Source organism: Duffyella sp. Ts4, assembly GCF_051851875.1.
Lineage (GTDB): Bacteria > Pseudomonadota > Gammaproteobacteria > Enterobacterales > Enterobacteriaceae > Duffyella > Duffyella gerundensis.
Map to the genome: position 1 here is coordinate 444833 of NZ_JBLYPN010000002.1, position 23684 is coordinate 468516.

Sequence of the window (23684 nt, forward strand, 5' to 3'; positions counted from 1 at the left end):
CTCCAGCATGAGAATACCCATTAACACTGCAAATATATAACCTACCGGCAAAGGATCGGGGCGCAAATGTATATCAAAGTAGGCGGGTTTTGGTCCTTAACCAAAAAATGAAAAAATTGTGACCGGATCGATATGCGCATGATTATCTTTTAAAGTGAGGTGCAACGTCGACACGCATATGCGCAATATCTGCGTCTTTATTTAACGAGCCGGTAATAGGGAAAGCCGGTCTGCTGACTTTATCAAGGCGCTATTCACCAGACCAGATGAAAGCTGTTTTATAAGGTGAAAGTAGCTGTCGGCCCCTCTTAGCGGCCGTGATAGCGAGCGGGATTAAACTGGGAAGGAGAGAAACCCGTTATCTTCGAGGTATAAGCAGCGCGCGGCCATGCTGCGAAAACCCACATGCGGCACCATTTTTGCTTCAGGCACGCGCAGGCTGCCCCGCTGATTAGCCGAAATCCCCAGAGAAACAGGACAAGATACCGATTTAAAATCAGCGTCATAGCGTGTAAGATATGCCGTCTTCGTAGGTTATCCAGGGTCGTCGCTGCCATATGTGCAGGTCGAACTGTCTACCAAATTGACGATTGTAGGTCAGTTTTGGTCAGTAACTTACTGAAATAAAGCCACTAATTAATGATTGCATGTAATCTTTCGTGTGGGTTACCACTGCAGTAAGGATATAAAATGCCAGTAATTACTCTTCCTGATGGAAGCCAGCGTACGTACGATCGTGTTGTTAGCGTGATGGATATTGCGCAGGATATCGGCCCCGGCCTGGCGAAAGCCTGTATTGCTGGTCGCGTAAATGGCGAACTGGTCGATGCGGTCGATCCGATCGCCGAAGATGCCAATGTTGCTATCATCACTGCAAAAGATGAAGCCGGTATGGAGATTATTCGCCATTCCTGTGCTCACCTGTTAGGGCACGCCATCAAACAGCTGTGGCCAGATACTAAAATGGCGATCGGCCCGGTCATTGATAACGGCTTCTATTATGATGTCGATCTCGATCATACGCTGACGCAGGAAGATATCGAACTGCTCGAAAAGCGTATGCACGAGCTGGCAGAAAAAAATTACGATGTGATCAAGAAGAAGGTGAGCTGGCAGGAAGCGCGTGATGAGTTTGCCTTACGCGGCGAAAGCTACAAAACCACTATTCTTGATGAAAACATCAGCCGTGACGATCGCCCTGGCCTGTATCATCATGAAGAATATGTTGATATGTGCCGCGGTCCGCACGTACCGAATATGCGTTTTTGCCATCATTTCAAACTGCAGAAAACGTCTGGCGCCTACTGGCGCGGCGACAGCAGCAATAAAATGCTGCAACGCATTTATGGCACTGCCTGGGCTGACAAAAAGCAGCTGGCTGCCTATTTGCAGCGGCTGGAAGAGGCCTCGAAGCGCGATCACCGCAAAATTGGTAAACAGCTCGATCTTTACCATATGCAGGAAGAAGCGCCGGGGATGGTCTTCTGGCATAATGATGGCTGGACGATTTTCCGTGAGCTGGAAGTGTTTGTTCGCAGCAAACTGAAAGAATACCAGTATCAGGAAGTGAAAGGCCCGTTTATGATGGACCGCGTGCTGTGGGAAAAAACAGGGCACTGGGAAAACTACAAAGAAGCGATGTTCACCACCTCATCGGAGAACCGCGAATATTGTATTAAACCAATGAACTGCCCTGGGCACGTGCAAATTTTTAATCAGGGTCTAAAATCTTACCGCGACCTGCCGTTACGTATGGCAGAGTTTGGCAGTTGTCATCGCAACGAGCCGTCAGGCGCGCTGCATGGCCTGATGCGCGTACGCGGATTCACTCAGGACGATGCCCACGTCTTCTGTACAGAAGACCAGGTGCGCGACGAAGTGAACAGCTGCATCAGGATGGTATATGACATGTACAGCACCTTCGGATTTGAAAAAATCGTGGTGAAACTGTCAACCCGTCCTGAGAAGCGCATCGGCAGTGATGAACTGTGGGACCGTGCAGAAGCGGACCTCGCTGCCGCGCTGAAGGAAAACGATATCCCGTTTGACTATCAGCCGGGCGAAGGTGCATTCTACGGCCCGAAAATTGAATTTACGCTGCATGACTGTCTCGACCGAGCCTGGCAGTGCGGTACCGTACAGCTCGACTTCTCTTTGCCGAGCCGTTTAAACGCTTCCTATGTGGGCGAGAGCAATGAACGTCAGGTGCCGGTAATGATTCACCGTGCAATTCTGGGTTCGATGGAACGCTTTATCGGTATTCTTACCGAAGAGTATGCCGGCTTCTTCCCAACATGGCTGGCGCCGGTGCAGGCGGTGATCATGAATATCACCGACGGGCAGGCGGAATATGTCAACGAATTGACCCAAAAATTACAGAATGCGGGCATTCGTGTAAAAGCAGACTTGAGAAACGAGAAGATTGGCTTTAAAATCCGCGAGCACACATTACGCCGTGTCCCTTATATGCTGGTCTGCGGTGATAAAGAGGTAGAAGCGGGCAAAGTTGCCGTTCGTACCCGCCGTGGCAAAGACCTCGGAAGCATGGATGTCAATGTGTTGATCGAGAAGCTGCAACAAGAAATTCGCAGCCGCAATCTTCGACAACTGGAGGAATAAAGTATTAAAGGCGGAAAAAGAGTACAACCTACGCGTCCTAATCGTATCAATGGTGAAATCCGTGCCACAGAAGTGCGTTTAACTGGCGTTGATGGCGAGCCGATTGGTATTGTCAGTCTACGCGAAGCATTGGAAAAAGCCGAAGAAGCAGGCGTTGATTTAGTAGAAATCAGCCCTAATGCTGAGCCGCCGGTTTGCCGCATTATGGACTACGGCAAGTTCCTCTACGAAAAAAGCAAATCTTCTAAGGAACAGAAGAAAAAGCAGAAAGTTATCCAGGTTAAGGAAATCAAATTCCGTCCTGGTACCGATGATGGCGACTATCAGGTCAAACTACGCAACCTGATTCGCTTTCTGGAAGAGGGCGATAAAGCCAAAATCACGCTGCGTTTTCGCGGTCGTGAAATGGCGCACCAACAGATCGGTATGGAAGTGCTTAATCGCGTCCGTAAAGACCTGTGTGAAGATCTGGATTTGGCCATTGTCGAATCTTTCCCTTCGAAAATCGAAGGCCGCCAGATGATCATGGTGCTCGCACCTAAGAAGAAACAGTAGGCCGTCAAGTAATATGCCGCGCAGCGTTCGCGCTGGGCGGTATTATTCGCCTGTCTGATTCATTTTATTAACAATGCGAAGTGGATATAAAAATGCCAAAGATTAAAACTGTACGTGGCGCGGCCAAGCGCTTTAAGAAGACCGCTTCTGGCGGCTTCAAGCGTAAACACGCTAACCTGCGTCATATTCTGACTAAAAAGTCTACTAAGCGTAAACGTCACCTGCGTCCGAAAGGCATGGTGTCTAAAGGCGATCTGGGTCTGGTTATTGCCTGCCTGCCGTACGCATAAGTTTATTTTTTAATTTAACCCGATCGCACTCAGCTTCTGCAGACCATGGTCACAGAGCGAGTGAGAAAGGGTATCCATCAGAATATAGAACAGGAGAGCTAACATGGCTCGTGTAAAACGTGGTGTAATTGCCCGCGCTCGTCACAAAAAAATCTTAAAACAAGCTAAAGGCTACTATGGTGCACGTTCACGTGTTTACCGCGTTGCCTTCCAGGCTGTTATCAAAGCTGGTCAGTATGCTTACCGCGACCGTCGTCAACGTAAGCGTCAGTTCCGTCAGCTGTGGATCGCACGTATCAACGCTGCGGCGCGTCAGAATGGCCTTTCTTACAGCCGTTTCATCAATGGCCTGAAAAAAGCGTCCATTGAAATTGACCGTAAAATCCTGGCAGACATCGCTGTATTCGATAAAGTGACCTTTACGGCACTGGTCGAAAAAGCGAAATCAGCTCTGGCGTAAGTCAGTTGAAAGAGGGAGCTTGCTCCCTCTTTTATTTTGTAACTTCAGCAAAATATTGACTTTTTAGCCCATGCGCATTTCAATAGGGCCGAATAATTTCAATAAGGTAAGACAAGCATGCATGCTGCCGTTTTTCGTTTCTTTTTTTACTTTAGCACCTGATTATCGGGGGCTTCTGCGCAAAAGAGAAGAAACGAAAAATCGCGCCGAAAGCCTCCCTAGTGGAGGCTTTTTTGTTTATGGCGTAGCGATCAACATCCGGGCTTCAGGTCCCAATAAAAACAGACCGGCCGTTCAGGCTGGAAGAAGAGGAAATCATGTCCCATCTCAACGAGTTGGTTGCCCGAGCAACGGCCGCCATTGAAGATGCACAGGATGCCGCCGCGTTAGATAACGTACGCGTTGAGTATCTGGGTAAAAAAGGGCATCTGACTTTACAGATGAGCACCCTGCGCGAATTACCGGCAGAGGAGCGTCCTGCTGCCGGTGCGGTAATCAATGATGCCAAGCAAAAAGTGCAGGATGTACTGAATGCGCGTAAAGAGAGCATCGATTCCGCCGCCATGAACGCGCGCCTTGCGGCAGAAACCATCGATGTCTCTTTGCCGGGGCGTCGCGTTGAGAATGGCGGTCTGCATCCGGTCACCCGCACCATCGATCGCATTGAGACTTTTTTTGGCGAGCTCGGCTTTGCAGTGGTTACCGGTCCGGAAATCGAAGATGACTATCACAACTTTGATGCGCTGAATATTCCCGGCCACCATCCTGCGCGTGCCGATCATGACACCTTCTGGTTTGATGCCACGCGTTTGCTGCGTACCCAGACTTCTGGCGTGCAGATCCGCACCATGAAAAACCAGCAGCCGCCGATTCGCATTATCGCGCCGGGCCGCGTTTATCGTAACGATTACGATCAAACTCACACGCCAATGTTTCACCAGATGGAAGGGTTAATTGTTGATAAAAACATCAGCTTTACCAACCTGAAAGGCACGCTGCACGATTTTCTGAATAACTTTTTCGAAGAAGACCTGCAGATTCGCTTCCGTCCTTCCTATTTTCCCTTCACCGAGCCCTCTGCTGAGGTTGACGTCATGGGCAAAAATGGCAAATGGCTGGAAGTGTTGGGCTGCGGCATGGTGCACCCGAACGTATTACGCAACGTGGGTATCGATCCGGAAGTGTATTCCGGCTTTGCTTTCGGCATGGGTATGGAACGTTTAACCATGCTGCGTTACGGCGTGACCGATTTACGTGCTTTCTTTGAAAATGATTTACGTTTTCTCAAACAGTTTAAATAAGGGCAGGTTATCCAATGAAATTCAGTGAACTGTGGTTACGCGAATGGGTTAACCCAGCCATGGATAGCGCTGCGCTGTCTGATCAAATTACCATGGCGGGCCTGGAAGTGGACGGCGTTGACGCCGTGGCTGGGGCTTTCCATGGCGTGGTGGTTGGCGAAGTGGTGGAGTGCGGTCAGCATCCGAACGCCGACAAGCTGCGCGTAACGAAGATCAACACCGGCGGCGATCGTCTGCTGGATATCGTCTGCGGCGCGCCTAATTGTCGTCAAGGACTCAAGGTTGCCGTGGCGACCGTTGGCGCCGTGCTGCCGGGCGATTTCAAAATCAAAGCAGCAAAGCTGCGTGGTGAGCCGTCAGAAGGCATGCTCTGCTCGTTCTCCGAGCTGGGAATTTCCGACGATCACAACGGCATCATTGAGCTGCCAGCCGATGCGCCTGTCGGTCAGGATATTCGTCAGTTCCTGCAGCTGGACGATAACACCATCGAAATCAGCGTGACACCAAACCGCGCTGACTGTCTGAGCATCCTCGGCGTCGCCCGCGACGTGGCGGTCATGAATAAGCTGCCGCTGCAGGAGCCTGCGATTCAGCCGGTTGCCGCCTCCCTGGGCGATACTTTCCCGGTACGGGTTGATGCCGTTGAGGCCTGCCCACGTTATTTAGCGCGCGTGGTCAAAGGCATTGATGTCACGGCTGCCACGCCGCTGTGGATGAAAGAAAAACTGCGTCGCTGCGGCATTCGCTCTATCGATCCGGTAGTAGATATCACCAACTTTGTGCTGCTGGAGTTGGGTCAGCCGATGCATGCCTTCGATCTCGATCGTCTGGAAGGCGGCATCGTAGTGAGAATGGCGAAAGAGGGTGAAACGCTGACCCTGCTGGATGGCAATGAAGCACGCCTCAGCGCCGACACCCTGGTTATCGCCGATCATCAGAAAGCGCTGGCCATGGGCGGCATTTTTGGTGGTGAACATTCCGGTGTGAATAGCGAAACGCGCAATGTGCTGTTTGAATGCGCCTTCTTCGCGCCGCTGTCGATCACTGGCCGCGCGCGCCGTCACGGTTTGCATACCGATGCGTCACATCGCTATGAGCGCGGCGTCGATCCTGCGCTGCAATACAAGGCGCTGGAGCGTGCCACACAGCTGCTGCTCGATATTTGCGGCGGCGAAGCGGGGCCGGTCATCGATCAGACCAGCGAGCAGCATCTGCCGCAGCCGGCAACCATCACGCTGCGCCGTGAAAAGCTGGATCGCCTGATTGGTCATGTGATCAGTGACAGCGACGTAACGGATATTCTGACGCGTCTTGGTTGCCAGGTTAGCGTGGGCGAAGGTCAGTGGCAGGCTGTGGCGCCGGGCTGGCGTTTCGATATGGCTATTGAAGAAGATCTGGTTGAAGAGATCGCCCGCGTTTACGGCTACAACAACATTCCTGATGTGCCGGTTCAGGCGGGTTTGATCATGACTAAACATCGTGAAGCCAACCTGTCGCTCAAGCGTGTGAAAACCATGCTGGTGGATAAAGGCTATCAGGAAGCGATCACCTACAGCTTTGTCGATCCGAAAATCCAGGCGCTGATCCATCCAGGTGAAGAGCACCTGCTGCTGCCAAGCCCGATTTCAGTCGATATGTCCGCAATGCGGCTGTCGCTGTGGAGCGGGTTGTTAAGTGCGGTGGTCTACAACCAGAACCGTCAGCAGAGCCGCGTGCGTCTGTTTGAGAGCGGTCTGCGCTTTGTGCCGGATACTCAGGCTGATTTAGGCATCCGTCAGGAAGTGATGCTGGCCGGTGTGTTAACCGGCACACGTAATGAAGAGCATTGGGACCTGGCGCGTCAGGCTGTGGACTTCTATGATTTGAAAGGTGATTTGGAGTCGGTGCTGGAATTGACGGGCAAAATGGATGCCATCAGTTTCCGTGCAGAAGCCAATCCGGCACTGCATCCGGGTCAGAGCGCCGCCCTTTATTTGCATGATGAACGCATTGGCTTTATCGGTGTGGTCCATCCTGAGCTGGAGCGTAAGCTGGACCTTAACGGCCGCACCTTAGTCTTTGAACTGCTTTGGAATAAGCTCGCAGACCGCGTCCTGCCTGAGGCGCGTGAGATTTCCCGCTTCCCGGCTAACCGACGTGATATCGCTGTTGTCGTGGCAGAAAGTGTGCCCGCAGCAGATATTATCGCCGAATGTAAGAAAGTTGGCGTAAATCAGATAGTTGGCGTAAACTTGTTTGACGTGTACCGCGGTAAGGGTGTGAATGAGGGTGAGAAGAGCCTCGCGATCAGCCTGATTTTGCAGGATACCAGCCGGACACTGGAAGACGAGGAGATCGCTGCAACCGTCGCCAAATGCGTTGCGGCATTAAAAGAGCGATTCCAGGCAACCTTGAGGGATTGAACCCATGGCGCTTACAAAAGCTGAAATGTCAGAATACCTGTTTGAAAAGCTAGGCCTGAGCAAACGGGATGCCAAAGAGCTGGTTGAACTCTTCTTCGAAGAGGTACGCCGCGCGTTGGAGAACGGTGAGCAGGTCAAGTTGTCTGGATTCGGCAACTTTGACCTTCGCGACAAAAATCAACGGCCGGGTCGTAACCCGAAAACCGGTGAGGATATCCCCATTACGGCACGCCGTGTGGTGACATTTCGCCCGGGGCAGAAGCTCAAGAGCCGCGTTGAGAATGCTTCACCGAAAGAAGACTGATTTCAGCACTTTCAAAAGGCCGCGTAAGCGGCCTTTTTTATGCCTGCTGGTTAGCACATCGTCACCCTTCATAGTTTCTGCATACTGTAAGCATTCCGTAAGCTACTGGAAAGCATGGCGAAAATCAGCCGAGGCCGCTGGTGTGGGGGAGCGCTGCTTGTTATAACAACGCCGAATATAACTCAGAGGCTAAGCTGATGAAAAAAACGGCGATTGTATTATATCTGTTGTCAGGCATACCGCTGCTGAGTCAGGCGGCGGTCTCGGTCAATATCACTACGCCCGGCGTCAGCGTGCAGGTGGGCGATCGTGATTCCCGCGGCCACTTTTGGGATGGCTACGATTGGCGATCCTCAGAATGGTGGCGAGAGCATCAGGGCCGCCATGTCGGGATGCATGGCTCACGCGGCTACTGGAATGGACATGGCTGGCAGCGAGATCGGCCATCGCGTGAGCGCCCGGCACCGCGCGATAATCGCGATGAGCACCAGCGAGACGATAAGCATGACCACAACCGCGACCAGCCACGTAAGCCACCACAACGTTAATACCTGTCCACCCAGAGCCAGCTATGCTGGCTCTATCTTTTCCTGCCGATAGCACTACAATCAACACCTTGTTTTCCTGAGATTTAGCGATGTTATGTCACTGCTGAACATCCTGTCGCAGTCAGCCAGACGGCGTCATTTATACTGGATTGTGGCGCTCAGCCTGCTACTGCTGGCGACATTCATTCTCAGCCTGTGCGTCGGTGAGCGCTGGCTACCGCCCAACAGCTGGCTGAGCCCGCAGGCGAAAATATTTGTCTGGCAGCTGCGTTTGCCGCGTTCGCTGGCAGTGCTGCTGGTCGGTGCTGCGCTGGCCGTGGCTGGCGTGGCGATGCAGGCGCTGTTTGAAAATCCGCTCGCCGAGCCTGGCCTGCTTGGGGTATCAAGCGGTGCTGGCGTAGGATTAATGCTGGCGATTTTTTTTGGCAGCGGTGATATCTGGCTGCTGGCACTGGCCGCCATGGCCGGTGCGCTGCTGATAACGCTGATTTTGCTGCGGTTCGCCCATCGCCACCTCTCCAATAGCCGGTTGCTGCTTTCCGGCGTGGCGCTGGGCATGATCTGTAGCGCGATAATGACCTGGGCCGTTTACCTGAGCAGCACGCTCGATCTGCGTCAGCTAATGTACTGGATGATGGGCGGTTTTAGCGGCGTTGACTGGCGCTACGGCTGGCTGATGCTGGCGTTGCTGCCGGTACTGTTATGGCTGTGCTCACGCGGAGCGGTGCTTAACCTGCTGGCACTGGGCGAGCTGTCAGCAAGGCAGCTTGGGCTACCGCTGCTATTATGGCGTAATCTGTTAGTGGTGGCGGTCGGCTGGCTGGTTGGCGTTAGCGTCGCGCTGGCCGGGGCAATTGGTTTCATCGGGCTGGTGGTGCCGCACCTGCTGCGTCTGCGCGGCCTGACCGATCACCATGTGCTGTTACCGGCTGCTGCGCTATCTGGCGCGATTATTTTACTGCTGGCTGATGTACTGGCCAGAATGGCCCTGACTTCAGCGGAGTTGCCGATTGGCGTGGTCACCGCCACGCTTGGCGCGCCGCTTTTCATCATGCTATTACTGAAATCACAACGCTAGCCACGGCTGGTATTCTTAACCTGAATGAGAGAAGACGATGAGCCTTTTAGAGACAAAACTGGTGACGCTGGACGGCAGAGAAACCACGCTGCAAGAGTGGCAGGGCAAAGTACTGTTGGTGGTTAACGTCGCCTCAAAATGCGGGCTGACGCCACAGTATGAGCAGCTGGAAAATATTCATAAAGCCTGGGCGAGCAGTGGGTTTAGCGTGCTTGGCTTCCCATGTAATCAGTTTCTTGAGCAGGAGCCAGGCACCAGCGAAGAGATTAAAACCTTCTGTAGCACGACCTACGGCGTCACCTTCCCGATGTTTGAGAAAATTGAGGTCAACGGCCCCGGTCGTCATCCACTCTATCAGCAGCTGATCGCTGCGCGCCCGGAAGCGGTTGCCCCTGAAGCCAGCGGCTTTTATGAGCGTATGGCCAGTAAAGGCCGGGCGCCAAAGGCACCTGGCGATATTCTGTGGAACTTTGAAAAATTCCTGATCGATCGCGAAGGCAATGTGGTGCAGCGGTTTTCACCCGACATGACGCCGGAAGATCCGATTGTGATGGAAAGCATCAAAGTGGCGCTGGCTAAATAACGATGCTGCAATTGCAGGAGGTAGCCGTCGCGAACCGGCTGCTGCCTTTTACCACACAGGTAGCCGCCGGTAGCCTTATCCACCTGGTGGGCCCTAACGGTGCCGGTAAAAGCAGCCTGCTGTCGCGGCTGGCTGGTATGCTGTCCGGCAGCGGTGAGGTTGTGTTTCTCGGGCAACCGCTGCCCGCATGGAGCGGCAACGCGTTGGCGAGGCACCGCGCGTGGCTGCCACAACAGCAGCCGCCCGCTGGCCTGATGGCGGTCTGGCACTATTTGCAGTTGCATCTGGTCAATGGGCAGGGCGACCACGATAACGCGGTGGCCGGGCTGCTGGCCGCGTTACAGCTAACGGATAAGCTGGAGCGTCAGCTACAGCAGCTTTCTGGCGGCGAATGGCAGCGGGTCCGACTGGCGGCGGTGCTGTTGCAGTGTCATCCGCAGCTCAATCACGATGCCCGCCTGTTGTTGCTCGATGAGCCGATGACCGGACTGGATATTGCGCAGCAGGCGGCAGTGAACCAACTGATCCGCCAGCACCGTGACGCTGGCATCACGGTGATCATGAGCAGCCACGATCTCAATCACAGCTTGCAACAGGCTGAGTGTGTCTGGCTGATGCATCGCGGCGAGGTACAGCTAACCGGCGATCCGCAGCAGGTGCTGCAACCCACGATTTTACAGCCGATTTATCAGGTTACGTTTCGCCGCGTGCTGCTGGACGACACGCTTTTTTTACTTTCCCCACGTTAATGCCGTTCGTCAGTTGCTATTCTCTTGCCGTTACCGCTAAATAGTCAGCGGGCTTAATAAAGGGATGTGCGGCTATGCGTTGGGCGATTGTAGTGCTGGTTCTTCTTTTGGCAGGCTGTAGCCATCATGCTCCACCGCCAAACGGTCGTCTGTCCGATTCCATCACCGTTATTGCTCAACTCAACGATCAGCTCAGTCAGTGGCATGGCACGCCGTATCGCTACGGCGGCATGAACCGCAACGGCATTGACTGTTCCGGCTTTGTCTATCTGACCTTTCGCGATCGCTTTGCGTTACAGCTCCCGCGTACCACCAAAGCGCAAACCGATATCGGCACGCGCATCGACAAAGAAGAGTTATTGCCGGGCGATCTGGTGTTCTTCAAAACCGGCGGCGGTGAGAATGGCCTGCACGTCGGCATCTACGATACGGATAATCAGTTTATCCATGCTTCAACCAGCCGTGGCGTCATTCGCTCATCGCTGGATAATGTCTATTGGCGGAAAGTTTTCTGGCAGGCGCGACGTATTTAGGCAGAATTGATGTCTGCTGAATACCTGGTTTCAGATAAAGCGTATTTATCCGCTGATTATTTCCTGCCACTATACAAACTCGTGGAAATAGACGGCGTATCAATGAAATAATAGTCAGACAAAACAATGTGGCCCGCAACGCTTATCGTAAAAACGATTAATTTGAGTTAAGTATTTATAAAGAAAACGTAATTAAAAGCGTATTTTTGTTAATCGATAAGCGCAGTTAATTCTTGCTTCTCTGCGTAAAGTTGGTCCTGTTGATTGTCATATTTCCTTGTTATAGGATGCAACATCGCCAGTTAATAATGGCTAAAAAAAATGCAAATTCATCTGTCGGCCGATTTTCGGTCACGTAATATTTTTTATCCCTGCTACACACCGCATGGCCGATTAGCGGCCGTTGAAATGAACGTCACTTTTGTTCATGAAACCGCAGATGTCACCCTGCCGCAAAGCATGCTGCTGCCGCAACTTGACGCTACGCAGCGTGCCGCGATCATGCAGGACCAGCTTTCATTACTGGAAAATAACAGCGATTTCTTTAGTAAACATAATGTCAGGGCGACAATCTGTGTCGACAGTGTTTCTGTTGAGTCGATTCTGAATAACGATCTGCTTCAGCACCGCATTCGTCAATTGCCCTGGCTTGAATTACAAATTGATGAAGCCTATCCCGGTTTAGCGCTGGGTGAAAATAATGCTGAACTTATGACGCTGCGTAGCATTGCGGCATTATCATTAAGTCATTTCGGCGCCGGAAAAATTCCTGCTAAACCGTTATACGATAATCTTTTTACTCGCGTAAAAATTGATAAAAAATTTTTACAGGCCGCCGCTAAGCGCGCTTCGTTTCCCGCCTTTATTCATGCCATTTTCAGTAATATTGAAGCGCACTGCCAGTACATTGTGCTGCCGGGAATTGATGATGAGCTGTTATTAAATAAAGTGCTGGCGGTCAATCCCTGGGGCCTGGAAGGCGCTATTTTTCCAGCGGTTGATGCGGCTAATCTGGATGCGTTGGTGGCTGCGCCAGCCGTTCTCTCCTCCTGCCAGCACTGATGGCTGACTGCCTTATCCATTAAATACGTTTACACTTAGGGTTGACGTATCGTCGTGGAGAGCAGGAGGAGCAATGCAGTTTTCAAATAGCTGGTATCAGGAGCTGGAAGGGTGGTACAGCAAGGTGATGCCAACGCCGCTGGCCAATACGCGGTTGCTTTATCACAACGCGCCGCTGGCCGCCGAGCTGGAGCTGGACGCCAGTCTGTTTACCTCCCAGCGGCAGGGTATCTGGAACGGCAGCGAGTTACTGCCGGGCATGCAGCCTTTAGCTCAGGTCTACAGCGGTCATCAGTTTGGCGTCTGGGCCGGTCAGCTTGGGGATGGTCGGGGGCTGCTGCTGGGCGAGCAGCAACTGTCGAATGGCCGCAAGGTTGACTGGCATTTAAAAGGTGCAGGGCTGACGCCTTATTCACGCATGGGTGATGGCCGTGCGGTGCTGCGATCCACCATTCGTGAATTTCTTGCCTCCGAAGCCATTCATCATCTGGGTATTCCTACCACGCGGGCGCTGACCATTTCTGTAAGCGATGAAGCGGTCTATCGGGAAACGCCAGAGCCCGGCGCTATGCTGATGCGCATTGCCGATAGTCATCTGCGCTTTGGCCATTTTGAGCATGCGTTTTATCATCAGCGCCCTGAGCAAGTCAGGCAGCTCGCCGACTACGCGATTGCCCATCACTGGCCGCATCTGCAGGATGAAGCAGATAAATACCTGTTGTGGTTCAGCGATGTAGTCGAACGCACGGCGACGTTGATCGCCAGCTGGCAAAGTGTGGGATTCGCCCACGGCGTGATGAACACCGACAACATGTCAGTGCTGGGCCTGACGCTCGATTATGGCCCTTACGGCTTTCTGGATGATTATCAGCCTGGCTTCATCTGCAACCACAGCGATTATCAGGGCCGCTACGCCTTTGAAAATCAGCCGATGGTGGGACTGTGGAACCTCAACCGCCTGGCGCACGCGCTGTCCGGCCTGATGACGACGGAACAGCTGAAGCAGGCGCTCAGTCGCTATGAGAGTGCGCTGATGCGTAGCTGGGGCCAACAGATGCGCGCCAAACTCGGGCTGCTAACCGAAGAGAAAGAGGACAACGACATCCTGACCGGCCTGCTGACGCTGATGACCAATGAACACAGCGATTACAGCTGGACCTTCCGCCAGCTCAGTTACACTCAGCAGCATGAAGCCACTTCGCCCTTGCGCGATGAGTTTATCGATCGCGAGGCCTTTGATCGCTGGTATGCCGGCTGGCGGCAGCGTCTGCTGCGGGAAGGGGTGGAAGATGTTGAGCGGCAGCGCGTCATGAAAGCAGCCAATCCAGCGGTCATTCTGCGCAATTATCTGGCACAGCAGGCGATTGATGCTGCCAGCGCGGGCGATGTCAGCGTGCTGGCGCGCTTGCATCAGGCACTGATGCGGCCTTTTGATGACGATGACGCCTTCCGCGATTTGCAGCAGCGCGCGCCCGACTGGGGCAAGAAACTGGAAGTGAGCTGTTCAAGTTAGAAGAGAACGAGAAGTGAGCTGTGCAAGCCAGGAGAGGAAATGGGGCGAAACTTTCGCCCCATTGTTTTCACAACCGGGTGGCGACTGCTTCTGCCAACATCTGTAGTACTTCTTCGCTCTGCTCCCAGCCCAGGCATGGGTCGGTAATCGACTGGCCATATTGTAGCGGCTGACCGCTGACCACTTTTTGCGCGCCTTCCTGCAGGAAACTCTCAATCATCACGCCGCCAATCGCTCGCGATCCACCGCGGATCTGCGCACAGATGGATTCAGCCACGTCGCGCTGCCGCTGATGCTGCTTCAGGCAGTTGCCGTGGCTGAAATCCACCACCAGTTGCTGCGGCAGATCGAATTCCGCCAGGCTGGCTGCGGCGTCGGCGATATCTTCAGCATGGTAATTGGGCTGTTTGCCGCCGCGCATAATGATATGACCGGAAGGATTACCGCTGGTTTGATACACGGTCATCTGGCCATCTTTGTCCGGCGAAAGAAACATATGGCTGACGCGGGCGGCGCGAATGGCATCCACCGCAATGCGCGTGTTGCCATCGGTGCCGTTTTTGAAGCCCACTGGACAGGAGAGCGCCGAGGCCATCTCGCGGTGAATCTGGCTTTCCGTGGTACGCGCGCCGATAGCGCCCCAGCTGATCAGGTCGGCAATAAACTGGCCGATCACCATATCCAAAAACTCGGTGGCAGTAGGCAAATTTAAGCGGTTGATATCCAGCAGCAGTTTGCGTGCAATCGCCAGGCCTTCATTGACCCGGCAGCTTCCATCAAGGTGTGGATCGGAGATCAAACCTTTCCAGCCAACCACCGTGCGCGGTTTTTCAAAATAGGCGCGCATCACAATCTCAAGTTCTCCGGCATGGCGCTTGCGCAGCACCGCCAGTTTTTTGGCATACTCCAGCGCAGCGCCCGGATCGTGCAGGGAGCAGGGGCCGATCACTACCAGCAGGCGCGGATCCTCACCGTTCAGGATGCGGGCAATACGCTGGCGCGAGGCGGTAACATTGTCCGCGATTTCAGCTGACACCGGATAACGGGCGGCAAGTTCCGCAGGCGTGATCAGGCTATCGATGCGCGTGGTGCGCAACTCATCCGTTTTATTCATGTTCACTCTCAAAATTTTTTCTTCGCATCGGCAGAAGCGCCGGGAAGTGATGGCCATCACCTTAACCCAAAGCGCTGTGAATTCAAGTGTTACCCCGGTGCGTCAGAAAAAATGTTGGCCGCCTGCTCGGGCGACAGCGGGTTAAAACATGCGGCGGTTCAGGCCCATAATGTCCAGAATCTTGGTGGCGATCTCCTCCACCGAATAGTTGGTGCTGTTGAGGTAGCGGATCTGCTGGGTGCGAAACAGCGCTTCGACTTCGCCCACTTCCATACGACACTGGCGCAGCGAGGCGTAACGCGTGTTTTCAGCGCGCTCCTGCCGTATCGCCGCCAGACGTTCCGGATCGATGGTCAGGCCGAACAGCTTGTGCTGAAAGGGGCGCAGCGCAGCAGGCAGCTTAAGGTTATCCATATCATCGGCAATGAAAGGGTAGTTGGCTGCTTTGACGCCAAACTGCATCGCCAGATAGAGGCTGGTGGGCGTTTTGCCACAGCGCGAGACGCCGAGCAGGATCACCTGCGCATCTTCCAGCCCGCGCAGCGAGATGCCATCGTCGTGCGCCAGGGTATAATCGATCGCCGCGATGCGAGCATCGTATTTGCCGAGGTTGCTGGCGGTTAAACCGTGCGTGCGATGCACCACCGGCGCGGGCGCAATGCCCAGTTCCTGCTGCAGCGGCGCCACCAGCGTCTGCACGATATCCTGACAGAAGCCTTCGCTCTGCATGATGATCGCTTTGACCTCGGGCGTCACAATCGACAAAAACACCAGCGGCCGCAGGCCACTTTGTTGGCAAATCGCATTAATTTGCGCTTTGACCGCCAACGCACGCTGTACGTTTTCCACGAAGGGCAGCGTGACGCTGATGGTATCAACCGGAAACTGTGACATGACGGCGTGCCCTAACACCTCGGCGGTGATCGCCGTGCCATCAGAAATATAAAAAACGCTTCTTTCTGCGATCATATTCATGTGATTTCCTGAGAGAAGAACGGCCTTGATTAAAATAAATATTCCACAACGGCTGAGATGAATATTTTATTTTTCGCAGCTGATACGCAATATTTAAAAATGAAATGCTGTTTCTTTTATCTGCTTAGCGCTGCAACTGAGTAATTAAGCCCAGCGATAAGTTTGTCTTATTTAACATGATGCATGATGATTTATAAGCTATTGTTAATAAATGATAAATTTACTTTTTTATTTTTTATTCTCTTGCGATCATGGCCTGAAAAGCGCCTTATTTACACTAAGGAGTAATCTGAAACTGCTAATTCTGCGACAGCTTTAACGATTCAACATTTTCTTCCTGCAATGAAAGTGTGCCACTCTCAAGACGCGCTTAGTCTGCATTTTTTCATTTCTCAGTCACTTTATTGAAAAGGATAACGTCAATGTCTAATCAAGGCGAACGATCGTTGGTGCTCTGGTATAACCAGCTTGGCATGCACGACGTTGATCGGGTGGGCGGCAAGAATGCGTCTCTGGGTGAAATGATCACTAACCTCTCATCTTTAGGCGTATCGGTGCCCAACGGGTTTGCCACTACGTCCGAAGCCTTTAATCTATTTCTCGATCAAAGTGGCCTCAATGAGCGCATTTATGCGCTGCTGGATGAAACAGACGTTGATGATGTGTCGGCGCTGGCGAAAGCGGGCCAGCAAATCAGGCAGTGGATTGTGGAAACGCCGTTCCATGGCGAGCTGGAAACGGCGATTGAACAGGCGTATCAACAGCTTTCTGCCGATGATGCCGAAGCCTCTTTTGCCGTACGCTCGTCGGCGACCGCAGAAGATATGCCCGACGCCTCGTTTGCCGGTCAGCAGGAAACTTTCCTTAACGTGCAGGGCATCGACGCGGTGATGATCGCCGTTAAACACGTTTTTGCCTCGCTGTTTAACGATCGGGCGATCTCCTATCGTGTGCATCAGGGCTATGATCATCGCGGCATTGCGCTTTCTGCAGGCGTGCAGCGCATGGTGCGTTCCGACCTGGCATCATCGGGCGTGATGTTTACCATCGATACGGAGTCGGGCTTCGATCAGGTGGTATTTATCACCGCTGCGTTGGGTCTGGGTGAAATGGTGGTGCAGGGCGCGGTGAATCCGGATGAGTTTTACGTACATAAGCCGACGCTGGCGGCCAATCGTCCGGCTATCGTCCGGCGCAACATGGGTTCGAAAAAGATCCGCATGGTTTATGCCGACTCGCTGGAGCATGGCGAGCAGGTAAGAATTGAAGATGTGCCACAGGCCGAACGCGATCGCTTTGCGCTGACCGATGATGAGGTGCAGTCGCTGGCCCGCCAGGCAATGGCCATTGAGCAGCATTATCAGCGCCCGATGGATATTGAGTGGGCAAAAGATGGCCACACCGGCAAGCTGTTTATCGTCCAGGCGCGTCCGGAAACCGTGCGCTCCAACGGACAGGTGATGGAGCGATACTCGCTGCAGGGCAAAGGCAACGTGGTGGTGGAAGGACGTGCTATCGGCCATCGTATCGGTGCAGGCGAGGTTAAAGTTATCCATGATATCAGCGAAATGGATCGTATCCAGAAAGGCGACGTGCTGGTGACCGACATGACCGATCCCGACTGGGAGCCGATCATGAAGAAAGCCGCCGCTATCGTGACCAATCGCGGCGGCCGCACCTGCCACGCGGCGATCATTGCGCGTGAGCTGGGTATTCCGGCGGTGGTCGGCTGTGGCAACGCCACCGATCTGCTGCGCGATGGCCATCAGGTAACCGTCTCGTGCTCAGAAGGCGATACCGGTTATGTCTACGATGCGCTGCTCGAATTTGAAGTCAAAAGCTCGCAGGTCGATGAGATGCCGGCGCTGCCGCTGAAAATCATGATGAACGTGGGTAATCCCGATCGCGCCTTTGATTTTGCCTGCCTGCCCAATGAGGGCGTTGGCCTGGCGCGGCTTGAATTTATCATCAACCGCATGATTGGCGTGCACCCCAAAGCGCTGCTGGAGTTTGATCAGCAAACGCCGGAAGTGCAGCAGCAGATCCGCGAACTGATGAAAGGCTTTGACGATCCGGTGGAGTTCTACGTGGCGCGCCTGACTGAAGGCATTGCCACGCTGGGCGCAGCCTTTGCGCCGAAGCGGGTGATTGTGCGTCTTTCTGATTTTAAATCCAACGAATACGCCAATCTGGTGGGCGGCGAGCGTTATGAGCCAGATGAAGAGAACCCAATGCTCGGCTTCCGCGGTGCCGGCCGCTACGTGGCGGACAGCTTCCGTGACTGCTTCGCGCTGGAGTGCGCGGCGGTGAAGCGGGTGCGCAATGAAATGGGCTTAACCAACGTTGAGATTATGATCCCGTTCGTGCGTACCGTCGATCAGGCCCAGGCGGTGGTAGAGGAGCTGGCGCGTCAGGGGCTGAAACGCGGTGAAGATGGCCTCAAAATCATCATGATGTGCGAAATCCCTTCCAATGCGCTGTTGGCCGAACAGTTCCTTGAACACTTCGACGGCTTCTCCATCGGCTCTAACGATATGACGCAGCTGGCGCTGGGGCTGGATCGTGATTCGGGCGTGGTCTCTGCACTGTTTGATGAGCGCAATGAGGCAGTGAAGGCGTTGCTGTCGATGGCGATTCGTGCCGCGAAAAAGCAGGGCAAATACGTGGGAATTTGTGGTCAGGGACCGTCGGACCATGAAGACTTTGCTGCCTGGTTAATGGAAGAGGGCATCGACAGCTTGTCACTCAATCCCGATACCGTGGTGCAAACCTGGTTGATGCTGGCAGATTTGCACAAAGCATAATCATTTAACTTTACTAATTTAAGGGCCGGATTATTCGGCCTTTCATTTATATTCAGGCAAAAAAAAGCCCATCACATGGGATGGGCAAAGACTACACACAGCAATTCTTTTACTTTACTCAGGGGAAAAAGGTTGTTTTAAAATCAGGGGTTTGATCTCAAACATGTGACTCATGTTATTCAGCATCGTAGCGGGCGTCTTTAAGAATCCTCTTATTAGTTTATGACAGATAATCTTTTCGGCCAATTCGCCGTTATTTGCCACAAAAAATGAGAAGCTCAGGTAATGTTTTGCCTGAGATTTAAGCGTTTTTTAACAAAAAAAGCGATTTAAGGTTTAACAGTGTTAATCAGAACGCGGGAAAATATTTTTCAGCGGCCCGGTAATGAAACCGCTGATTTACACTTAGAAGGTCTTGCGTAGCTCTTCCTGATCCTCTGCCAGCTCGTCTATCACTTCCTGCGGCGAGCCATCCGGCGCAGGCGCTTCGTGCATCCAGGCCGACACCAGACGATAAGAGACCGCCAGCACTACCGGGCCAATAAACAGGCCAATCATACCAAAAGCCACCAGGCCGCCGATGACCCCAGAGAGAATCAGGATCATCGGCAGATCGGCGCCCATGCGGATAAGCATCGGCCGCAGAAAGTTATCCAGCGTACCCACTACGCAGCTCCAGACCAGCAGTACGGTGCCCCAGGTGGTGTCGCCGCTCCAGTAGAGCCAGATGATCGCGGGCACCAGCACCAGCAGCGGCCCAAGCTGAACCAGGCAAAAGAAAATCATCAGCACGGTGAGCAGCGTGGCGTAGGGAATGCCCGATATCGCCAGGCCAATGCCGCCGAGCACGCCCTGCACCAGCGCGGTGACCACCACACCCAGCGCCACGGCGCGGATCGCCTGACCCGCCAGCAGTACCGCCGCATCACCGCGGCGTGAGGCGAGACGATAGGCAAAATGTCGAATGCCGTTGCCTACCTGTTCACCACGCCAGTAGAGCAGCACGCTGAACAGCAGCATCAAACCGAGATGCAGCATAAAGCGGCCAAAGTGACCCGCCTGGGCAAAAAAGAAGCCGGTGGTGCGGCCAATGTAAGGCTGCACCTTGCGCATAATGGCCGTACCCCCGGCATCAACCTGGGTGTGATAACCGGCAAAAAGCTTCTTGCCAATGACCGGCACGTCGTTGAGCCAGGTCAGCGCAGGCAGTTGCAGATGACCGGAGGTGATCCAGGCGATCACCGGTGCGCTGTTATCGATCAGGCTGTTGACCAGCAGCACCACCGGAATAATGAACACCAGCAACAGAATCAGCGTCATGGCCACCACCGCCAGCGAACGTCGTCCCCACAACCAGGACTGGAGCTTGAGCATCAGCGGCCAGGTAGCAATCACCACCATGCTTGCCCAGGCAAAGCCGAGGATAAAGGGTTGCACCACCCAAAAGCAGGCGACGATAAGAATAAGAATAAACATCAGTGAAAACAGTATTTGCGGTAAATCCATGCTGCGATGCAGGTTTTTCATTGTCTAACCCGGTCCTTAATCTCTCTCAGGTGGCGCATCCAGATGATGCACGACGGGAATATCATGAAGCATTTGCGGGGATTGCAACAGAGGCAGTCACAGGGATTTTATCGCCGCTGAAATCAGAGCGATGGGGTTAAAAATATGATAAAACCACCTATCTCCGACTAACAACGCAATCGATTCGCTCACTGGTTATCCCATCATGATCCCACAGATTTCCCAGGCGCCAGGGTTGGTACAGCTGGTACTGACTTTTCTCAACACCCTTGAGCAGCAAGGCTTTACCGGTGATACCGCCACCAGCTATGCCGATCGTCTTACCGTCTCCACGGACAACAGCATTTATCAGCAGCTGCCCGATGCGGTGATTTTCCCCCGATCCACCGCCGATGTGGCGCTGATTGCACGCGTGGCGGGCGAAGCGCGCTTTGAAAGTCTGGTGTTTACGCCGCGCGGCGGCGGCACCGGCACCAACGGTCAGTCGCTGAATCAGGGCATCGTGGTCGACATGTCGCGCTACATGAATCGCATTCTGGAAATCAATCCTGAACAGGGCTGGGTGCGCGTTGAGGCAGGCGTGATCAAAGATCAGCTCAATGCCTGGCTGAAGCCGTATGGCTTCTTTTTCTCACCGGAGCTTTCCACCAGCAACCGTGCCACGCTGGGCGGCATGATCAATACCGATGCCTCTGGCCAGGGATCGCTGGTGTATGGCAAAACGTCCGATCATGTGCTGGCCCTGCGTGCCGTGCTGTTGGGTGGGGAAATCCTTGATACGCGAGCCATGCCGGTGGCGCTGGCCGAACAACTGGCGCAGGAGCAGACGCCGGAAGGGCGCATCTATGCCACGGTGCTGGAACGCTGCCGCGAGCAGCGCGCGCTGATTGTGGAGAAGTTTCCGGCATTAAATCGCTTTCTGACCGGCTACGACCTGCGCCACGTGCTCAGCGACGATCTGCAAACCTTCGATCTGACCCGCATCCTGTGTGGCGCAGAAGGCACGCTGGCCTTTATCAGCGAAGCACGGCTGGATATCACGCCGATCCCAAAAGCGCGTCAGCTGGTGAATATCAAATACAACTCTTTTGATGCCGCATTGCGTAACGCGCCGTTGCTGGTTGAAGCGCAGGCGTTGTCGGTAGAGACCGTGGATTCAAAAGTGCTCAATCTGGCGCGGGAAGATATCGTCTGGCATTCGGTGCGCGAGCTGATTGCAGATGTGCCGGATCAAGAGATGCTCGGCCTGAATATCGTTGAGTTTGCCGGTAACGACGTGGCGCTGATCGACAGCCAGGTTAACGCGCTCTGTGCCCGGCTTGATGCGCTGATGGCGCAACAGGAAGCGGGCGTCATCGGTTATCAGCTCTGCGAGGACTTAGCGGGGATTGAGCGTATCTATGCGATGCGCAAGAAAGCGGTTGGTCTGTTGGGCAATGCCAAAGGGCGCGCCAAACCCATTCCGTTTGTGGAAGATACCGCCGTGCCGCCGCAGCATCTCGCCGACTATATCAGCGACTTTCGTGCGCTGCTGGACAGCCATGGCCTGAGTTATGGCATGTTTGGTCACGTTGATGCCGGCGTGCTGCATGTGCGACCCGCGTTAGACATGTGCGATCCGCAACAGGAGATGCTGATGAAGCAGATCTCCGATGAAGTAGTGGCGCTGACCGCACGCTATGGCGGATTACTGTGGGGCGAGCACGGTAAGGGATATCGCGCGCAATACAGTCCTGCCTTTTTTGGCGACACGCTGTACAACGAACTGCGCCGCATCAAAGCTGCCTTTGATCCGCTGAACCGGCTGAATCCAGGTAAAATCTGTACGCCAGTCGGCGTTGACGATCCGATGATGCCGGTTGATGGCGTCAAGCGCGGCACCTTTGACCGCCAGATTCCGGTGGCGGTACGCAGTGACTGGCGCGGCGCCATGGAGTGCAACGGTAACGGGCTGTGCTTTAATTTCGACGTACGCAGTCCGATGTGTCCCTCAATGAAAATCACCGCGAACCGCATTCACTCGCCAAAAGGCCGGGCGACCTTGACCCGTGAATGGTTGCGATTGCTGGTGGAAAAGGGTGTCGATCCGCTGGAGCTGGAGCAGCATCTGCCGACGCGTTCGGTGAGCCTGCGCGCCTTGATCAGCCGCACGCGCAATAGCTGGTACGCCAGCAAAGGGGAATACGACTTTTCGCACGAGGTAAAGGAGGCGATGTCGGGCTGTCTGGCCTGCAAAGCCTGCTCTACCCAGTGCCCGATTAAGATCGACGTGCCTGGCTTCCGGTCGCGCTTCCTGCAGCTCTACCATACGCGCTACCTGCGCCCGGTAAGCGATCATCTGGTTGCGGGAGTGGAGACGTACGCGCCGCTGATGGCCAAAGCGCCGAAAGCGTTCAATTTCTTTCTGCGGCAGCCGTGGTTGCGTGAACTGAGCCGCCAGCATATTGGCATGGTGGATCTGCCGTTGCTTTCGTCGCCTTCACTGAAGCAGCAGCTCTCCGGCCATCCCGCCTGCGCAATGACGCTGGAGCAACTGGAAGCTGAAAGCGCAGAGAAAAGAGCCAATCGTGTGTTGATCGTGCAGGATCCTTTCACCAGTTATTATGAAGCGCAACTGGTCAATGACTTTGTTCGCCTGGTCGAAAAGCTGGGTTACCAGCCGGTGCTGCTGCCATTTTCACCAAACGGCAAGGCGCAGCACGTGAAAGGATTTTTACAACGCTTTGCCCGCACCGCCGAAAAAACCGCCGATTTCCTGCGCCGTGTGGCACGGCTGGGTGCGCCGATGGTGGGCGTCGATCCGGCGACGGTGCTCTGTTATCGCGATGAGTATCAGCAGACGCTGGGCGACAAGCGCGGCGAGTTCTCGGTCTTGATGGTGCAGGAGTGGCTGAGTGAGGTACTTGCGCCGCGGGCAGTTCAGCCGCAGACCGGTGAATCCTGGTATCTGTTTGCGCATTGTACCGAAGTCACTGCCTTGCCGGCGTCACCAAATCAGTGGCAGGGCATTTTTGCTCGCTTTGGCGCCACGCTGGAAAACGTTAGCGTCGGCTGTTGCGGCATGGCGGGAACCTATGGGCACGAGACCAAAAACCTTGAAAATTCGCTGGGTATTTATGCGCTGTCGTGGCATCCGCAGATGCAGCGGTTGCCGCGTCAGCGTTGCCTGGCTACCGGCTATTCCTGCCGCAGCCAGGTGAAAAGAATTGAGGGTAATGGCGTGAGACATCCGTTACAGGCGCTGCTGGAAATGGTATAATTTTTGTT

At 54.0% G+C, this 23684-nt stretch carries 20 protein-coding genes, 1 other RNA gene and 1 other annotated feature; of the genes, 17 read left to right on the forward strand and 4 right to left on the reverse strand.

Going from position 1 to position 23684, the window contains the following annotated elements:
• Positions 1-690 precede the first annotated feature (690 nt).
• The 15 genes from thrS to ACJY2L_RS05105 all read left to right on the forward strand — a co-directional run bounded on the left by thrS (position 691) and on the right by ACJY2L_RS05105 (position 13997).
• A complete protein-coding gene (gene thrS / locus ACJY2L_RS05035; protein ID WP_439211963.1) occupies positions 691-2619 on the forward strand; it encodes a threonine--tRNA ligase in 1929 nt (642 codons plus the stop codon).
• Between the two features lie 3 nt (positions 2620-2622).
• On the forward strand, positions 2623-3174 hold the full coding sequence (gene infC, locus ACJY2L_RS05040; protein ID WP_067430238.1) for a translation initiation factor IF-3: 552 nt from the start codon (positions 2623-2625) through the stop codon (positions 3172-3174).
• Between the two features lie 92 nt (positions 3175-3266).
• Entirely contained in the window at positions 3267-3464 is a 198-nt protein-coding gene (rpmI, locus tag ACJY2L_RS05045) for a 50S ribosomal protein L35 (protein WP_004157374.1), read from the forward strand.
• Between the two features lie 103 nt (positions 3465-3567).
• The gene (rplT, locus tag ACJY2L_RS05050) at positions 3568-3924 is read left to right on the forward strand and encodes a 50S ribosomal protein L20 (protein WP_067430241.1); all 357 of its coding nucleotides are present in this window, start codon (positions 3568-3570) and stop codon (positions 3922-3924) included.
• A 112-nt stretch (positions 3925-4036) separates the two neighbouring features.
• Positions 4037-4162: a sequence feature (Phe leader region), on the forward strand.
• Positions 4042-4086 (forward strand): pheST operon leader peptide PheM, encoded by a 45-nt coding sequence (gene pheM / locus ACJY2L_RS05055; RefSeq protein ID WP_157883913.1) that lies wholly within the window; start codon positions 4042-4044, stop codon positions 4084-4086. (Overlaps the previous feature by 45 nt.)
• A 79-nt stretch (positions 4163-4241) precedes the next feature.
• Positions 4242-5225 carry a phenylalanine--tRNA ligase subunit alpha gene (gene pheS, locus ACJY2L_RS05060; protein WP_067430244.1) on the forward strand — a complete coding sequence of 328 codons (984 nt, stop codon included), beginning with the start codon at positions 4242-4244 and terminating at the stop codon, positions 5223-5225.
• A 14-nt stretch (positions 5226-5239) separates the two neighbouring features.
• Positions 5240-7627, forward strand: a complete 2388-nt coding sequence (gene pheT / locus ACJY2L_RS05065; RefSeq protein ID WP_439211964.1) for a phenylalanine--tRNA ligase subunit beta — start codon at positions 5240-5242, stop codon at positions 7625-7627.
• A 4-nt stretch (positions 7628-7631) separates the two neighbouring features.
• A complete protein-coding gene (ihfA, locus tag ACJY2L_RS05070; protein ID WP_017802142.1) occupies positions 7632-7931 on the forward strand; it encodes an integration host factor subunit alpha in 300 nt (99 codons plus the stop codon).
• Positions 7932-8128: 197 nt separating this feature from the next.
• Complete coding sequence (locus ACJY2L_RS05075) at positions 8129-8479, forward strand: DUF2502 domain-containing protein (protein WP_439211965.1); 351 nt, start codon at positions 8129-8131, stop codon at positions 8477-8479.
• A gap of 94 nt (positions 8480-8573) precedes the next feature.
• Positions 8574-9557, forward strand: coding sequence for a vitamin B12 ABC transporter permease BtuC (gene btuC / locus ACJY2L_RS05080; protein ID WP_439211966.1), 984 nt, complete (start codon positions 8574-8576; stop codon positions 9555-9557).
• A 37-nt stretch (positions 9558-9594) separates the two neighbouring features.
• Positions 9595-10140, forward strand: coding sequence for a glutathione peroxidase (locus ACJY2L_RS05085; protein WP_067430255.1), 546 nt, complete (start codon positions 9595-9597; stop codon positions 10138-10140).
• Positions 10141-10142: 2 nt separating this feature from the next.
• Positions 10143-10889, forward strand: a complete 747-nt coding sequence (gene btuD, locus ACJY2L_RS05090; protein ID WP_439211967.1) for a vitamin B12 ABC transporter ATP-binding protein BtuD — start codon at positions 10143-10145, stop codon at positions 10887-10889.
• 74 nt (positions 10890-10963) lie between these two features.
• Positions 10964-11422, forward strand: a complete 459-nt coding sequence (locus tag ACJY2L_RS05095) for a C40 family peptidase (protein WP_067430261.1) — start codon at positions 10964-10966, stop codon at positions 11420-11422.
• 408 nt (positions 11423-11830) lie between these two features.
• Entirely contained in the window at positions 11831-12484 is a 654-nt protein-coding gene (locus tag ACJY2L_RS05100; protein WP_439211968.1) for an EAL domain-containing protein, read from the forward strand.
• A gap of 73 nt (positions 12485-12557) precedes the next feature.
• Complete coding sequence (locus ACJY2L_RS05105) at positions 12558-13997, forward strand: protein adenylyltransferase SelO (RefSeq protein ID WP_439211969.1); 1440 nt, start codon at positions 12558-12560, stop codon at positions 13995-13997.
• 67 nt (positions 13998-14064) lie between these two features.
• Here ACJY2L_RS05105 and ACJY2L_RS05110 read toward each other — a convergent pair whose 3' ends face one another.
• Together ACJY2L_RS05110 and ppsR are read right to left on the reverse strand one after the other, a co-directional pair.
• Positions 14065-15111 (reverse strand): 3-deoxy-7-phosphoheptulonate synthase, encoded by a 1047-nt coding sequence (locus ACJY2L_RS05110; protein WP_439211971.1) that lies wholly within the window; start codon positions 15109-15111, stop codon positions 14065-14067.
• Between the two features lie 141 nt (positions 15112-15252).
• On the reverse strand, positions 15253-16086 hold the full coding sequence (ppsR, locus tag ACJY2L_RS05115; RefSeq protein WP_439211972.1) for a posphoenolpyruvate synthetase regulatory kinase/phosphorylase PpsR: 834 nt from the start codon (positions 16084-16086) through the stop codon (positions 15253-15255).
• 422 nt (positions 16087-16508) lie between these two features.
• On the opposite strand from ppsR, the gene ppsA reads away from it, so the two are divergent.
• Positions 16509-18890: a phosphoenolpyruvate synthase gene (gene ppsA / locus ACJY2L_RS05120; RefSeq protein WP_439211974.1), complete on the forward strand. Its 2382-nt coding sequence runs from the start codon at positions 16509-16511 to the stop codon at positions 18888-18890.
• A gap of 56 nt (positions 18891-18946) precedes the next feature.
• On the opposite strand, the gene rprA is transcribed toward ppsA, so the two are convergent.
• Both rprA and ydiK read right to left on the reverse strand, forming a co-directional pair.
• An RNA gene (gene rprA, locus ACJY2L_RS05125) (antisense sRNA RprA) lies at positions 18947-19057 on the reverse strand.
• Positions 19058-19295: 238 nt separating this feature from the next.
• On the reverse strand, positions 19296-20417 hold the full coding sequence (gene ydiK / locus ACJY2L_RS05130) for an AI-2E family transporter YdiK (RefSeq protein ID WP_067430278.1): 1122 nt from the start codon (positions 20415-20417) through the stop codon (positions 19296-19298).
• A gap of 205 nt (positions 20418-20622) precedes the next feature.
• Between ydiK and ydiJ the strand changes: the two genes are divergently transcribed.
• A complete protein-coding gene (gene ydiJ, locus ACJY2L_RS05135) occupies positions 20623-23676 on the forward strand; it encodes a D-2-hydroxyglutarate dehydrogenase YdiJ (protein ID WP_439211975.1) in 3054 nt (1017 codons plus the stop codon).
• Positions 23677-23684: the final 8 nt, after the last annotated feature.

Bases quoted from the DNA above. Each gene is read 5' to 3' on its own strand.
- thrS (WP_439211963.1), top strand. From the start codon at position 691: ATGCCAGTAATTACTCTTCCTGATGGAAGCCAGCGTACGTACGATCGT.
- rpmI (WP_004157374.1), top strand. From the start codon at position 3,267: ATGCCAAAGATTAAAACTGTACGTGGCGCGGCCAAGCGCTTTAAGAAG.
- rplT (WP_067430241.1), top strand. From the start codon at position 3,568: ATGGCTCGTGTAAAACGTGGTGTAATTGCCCGCGCTCGTCACAAAAAA.
- pheS (WP_067430244.1), top strand. From the start codon at position 4,242: ATGTCCCATCTCAACGAGTTGGTTGCCCGAGCAACGGCCGCCATTGAA.
- pheT (WP_439211964.1), top strand. From the start codon at position 5,240: ATGAAATTCAGTGAACTGTGGTTACGCGAATGGGTTAACCCAGCCATG.
- ihfA (WP_017802142.1), top strand. From the start codon at position 7,632: ATGGCGCTTACAAAAGCTGAAATGTCAGAATACCTGTTTGAAAAGCTA.
- ACJY2L_RS05075 (WP_439211965.1), top strand. From the start codon at position 8,129: ATGAAAAAAACGGCGATTGTATTATATCTGTTGTCAGGCATACCGCTG.
- btuC (WP_439211966.1), top strand. From the start codon at position 8,574: ATGTCACTGCTGAACATCCTGTCGCAGTCAGCCAGACGGCGTCATTTA.
- ACJY2L_RS05085 (WP_067430255.1), top strand. From the start codon at position 9,595: ATGAGCCTTTTAGAGACAAAACTGGTGACGCTGGACGGCAGAGAAACC.
- btuD (WP_439211967.1), top strand. From the start codon at position 10,143: ATGCTGCAATTGCAGGAGGTAGCCGTCGCGAACCGGCTGCTGCCTTTT.
- ACJY2L_RS05095 (WP_067430261.1), top strand. From the start codon at position 10,964: ATGCGTTGGGCGATTGTAGTGCTGGTTCTTCTTTTGGCAGGCTGTAGC.
- ACJY2L_RS05100 (WP_439211968.1), top strand. From the start codon at position 11,831: ATGAACGTCACTTTTGTTCATGAAACCGCAGATGTCACCCTGCCGCAA.
- ACJY2L_RS05105 (WP_439211969.1), top strand. From the start codon at position 12,558: ATGCAGTTTTCAAATAGCTGGTATCAGGAGCTGGAAGGGTGGTACAGC.
- ACJY2L_RS05110 (WP_439211971.1), bottom strand. From the start codon at position 15,111: ATGAATAAAACGGATGAGTTGCGCACCACGCGCATCGATAGCCTGATC.
- ppsR (WP_439211972.1), bottom strand. From the start codon at position 16,086: ATGAATATGATCGCAGAAAGAAGCGTTTTTTATATTTCTGATGGCACG.
- ppsA (WP_439211974.1), top strand. From the start codon at position 16,509: ATGTCTAATCAAGGCGAACGATCGTTGGTGCTCTGGTATAACCAGCTT.
- ydiK (WP_067430278.1), bottom strand. From the start codon at position 20,417: ATGAAAAACCTGCATCGCAGCATGGATTTACCGCAAATACTGTTTTCA.
- ydiJ (WP_439211975.1), top strand. From the start codon at position 20,623: ATGATCCCACAGATTTCCCAGGCGCCAGGGTTGGTACAGCTGGTACTG.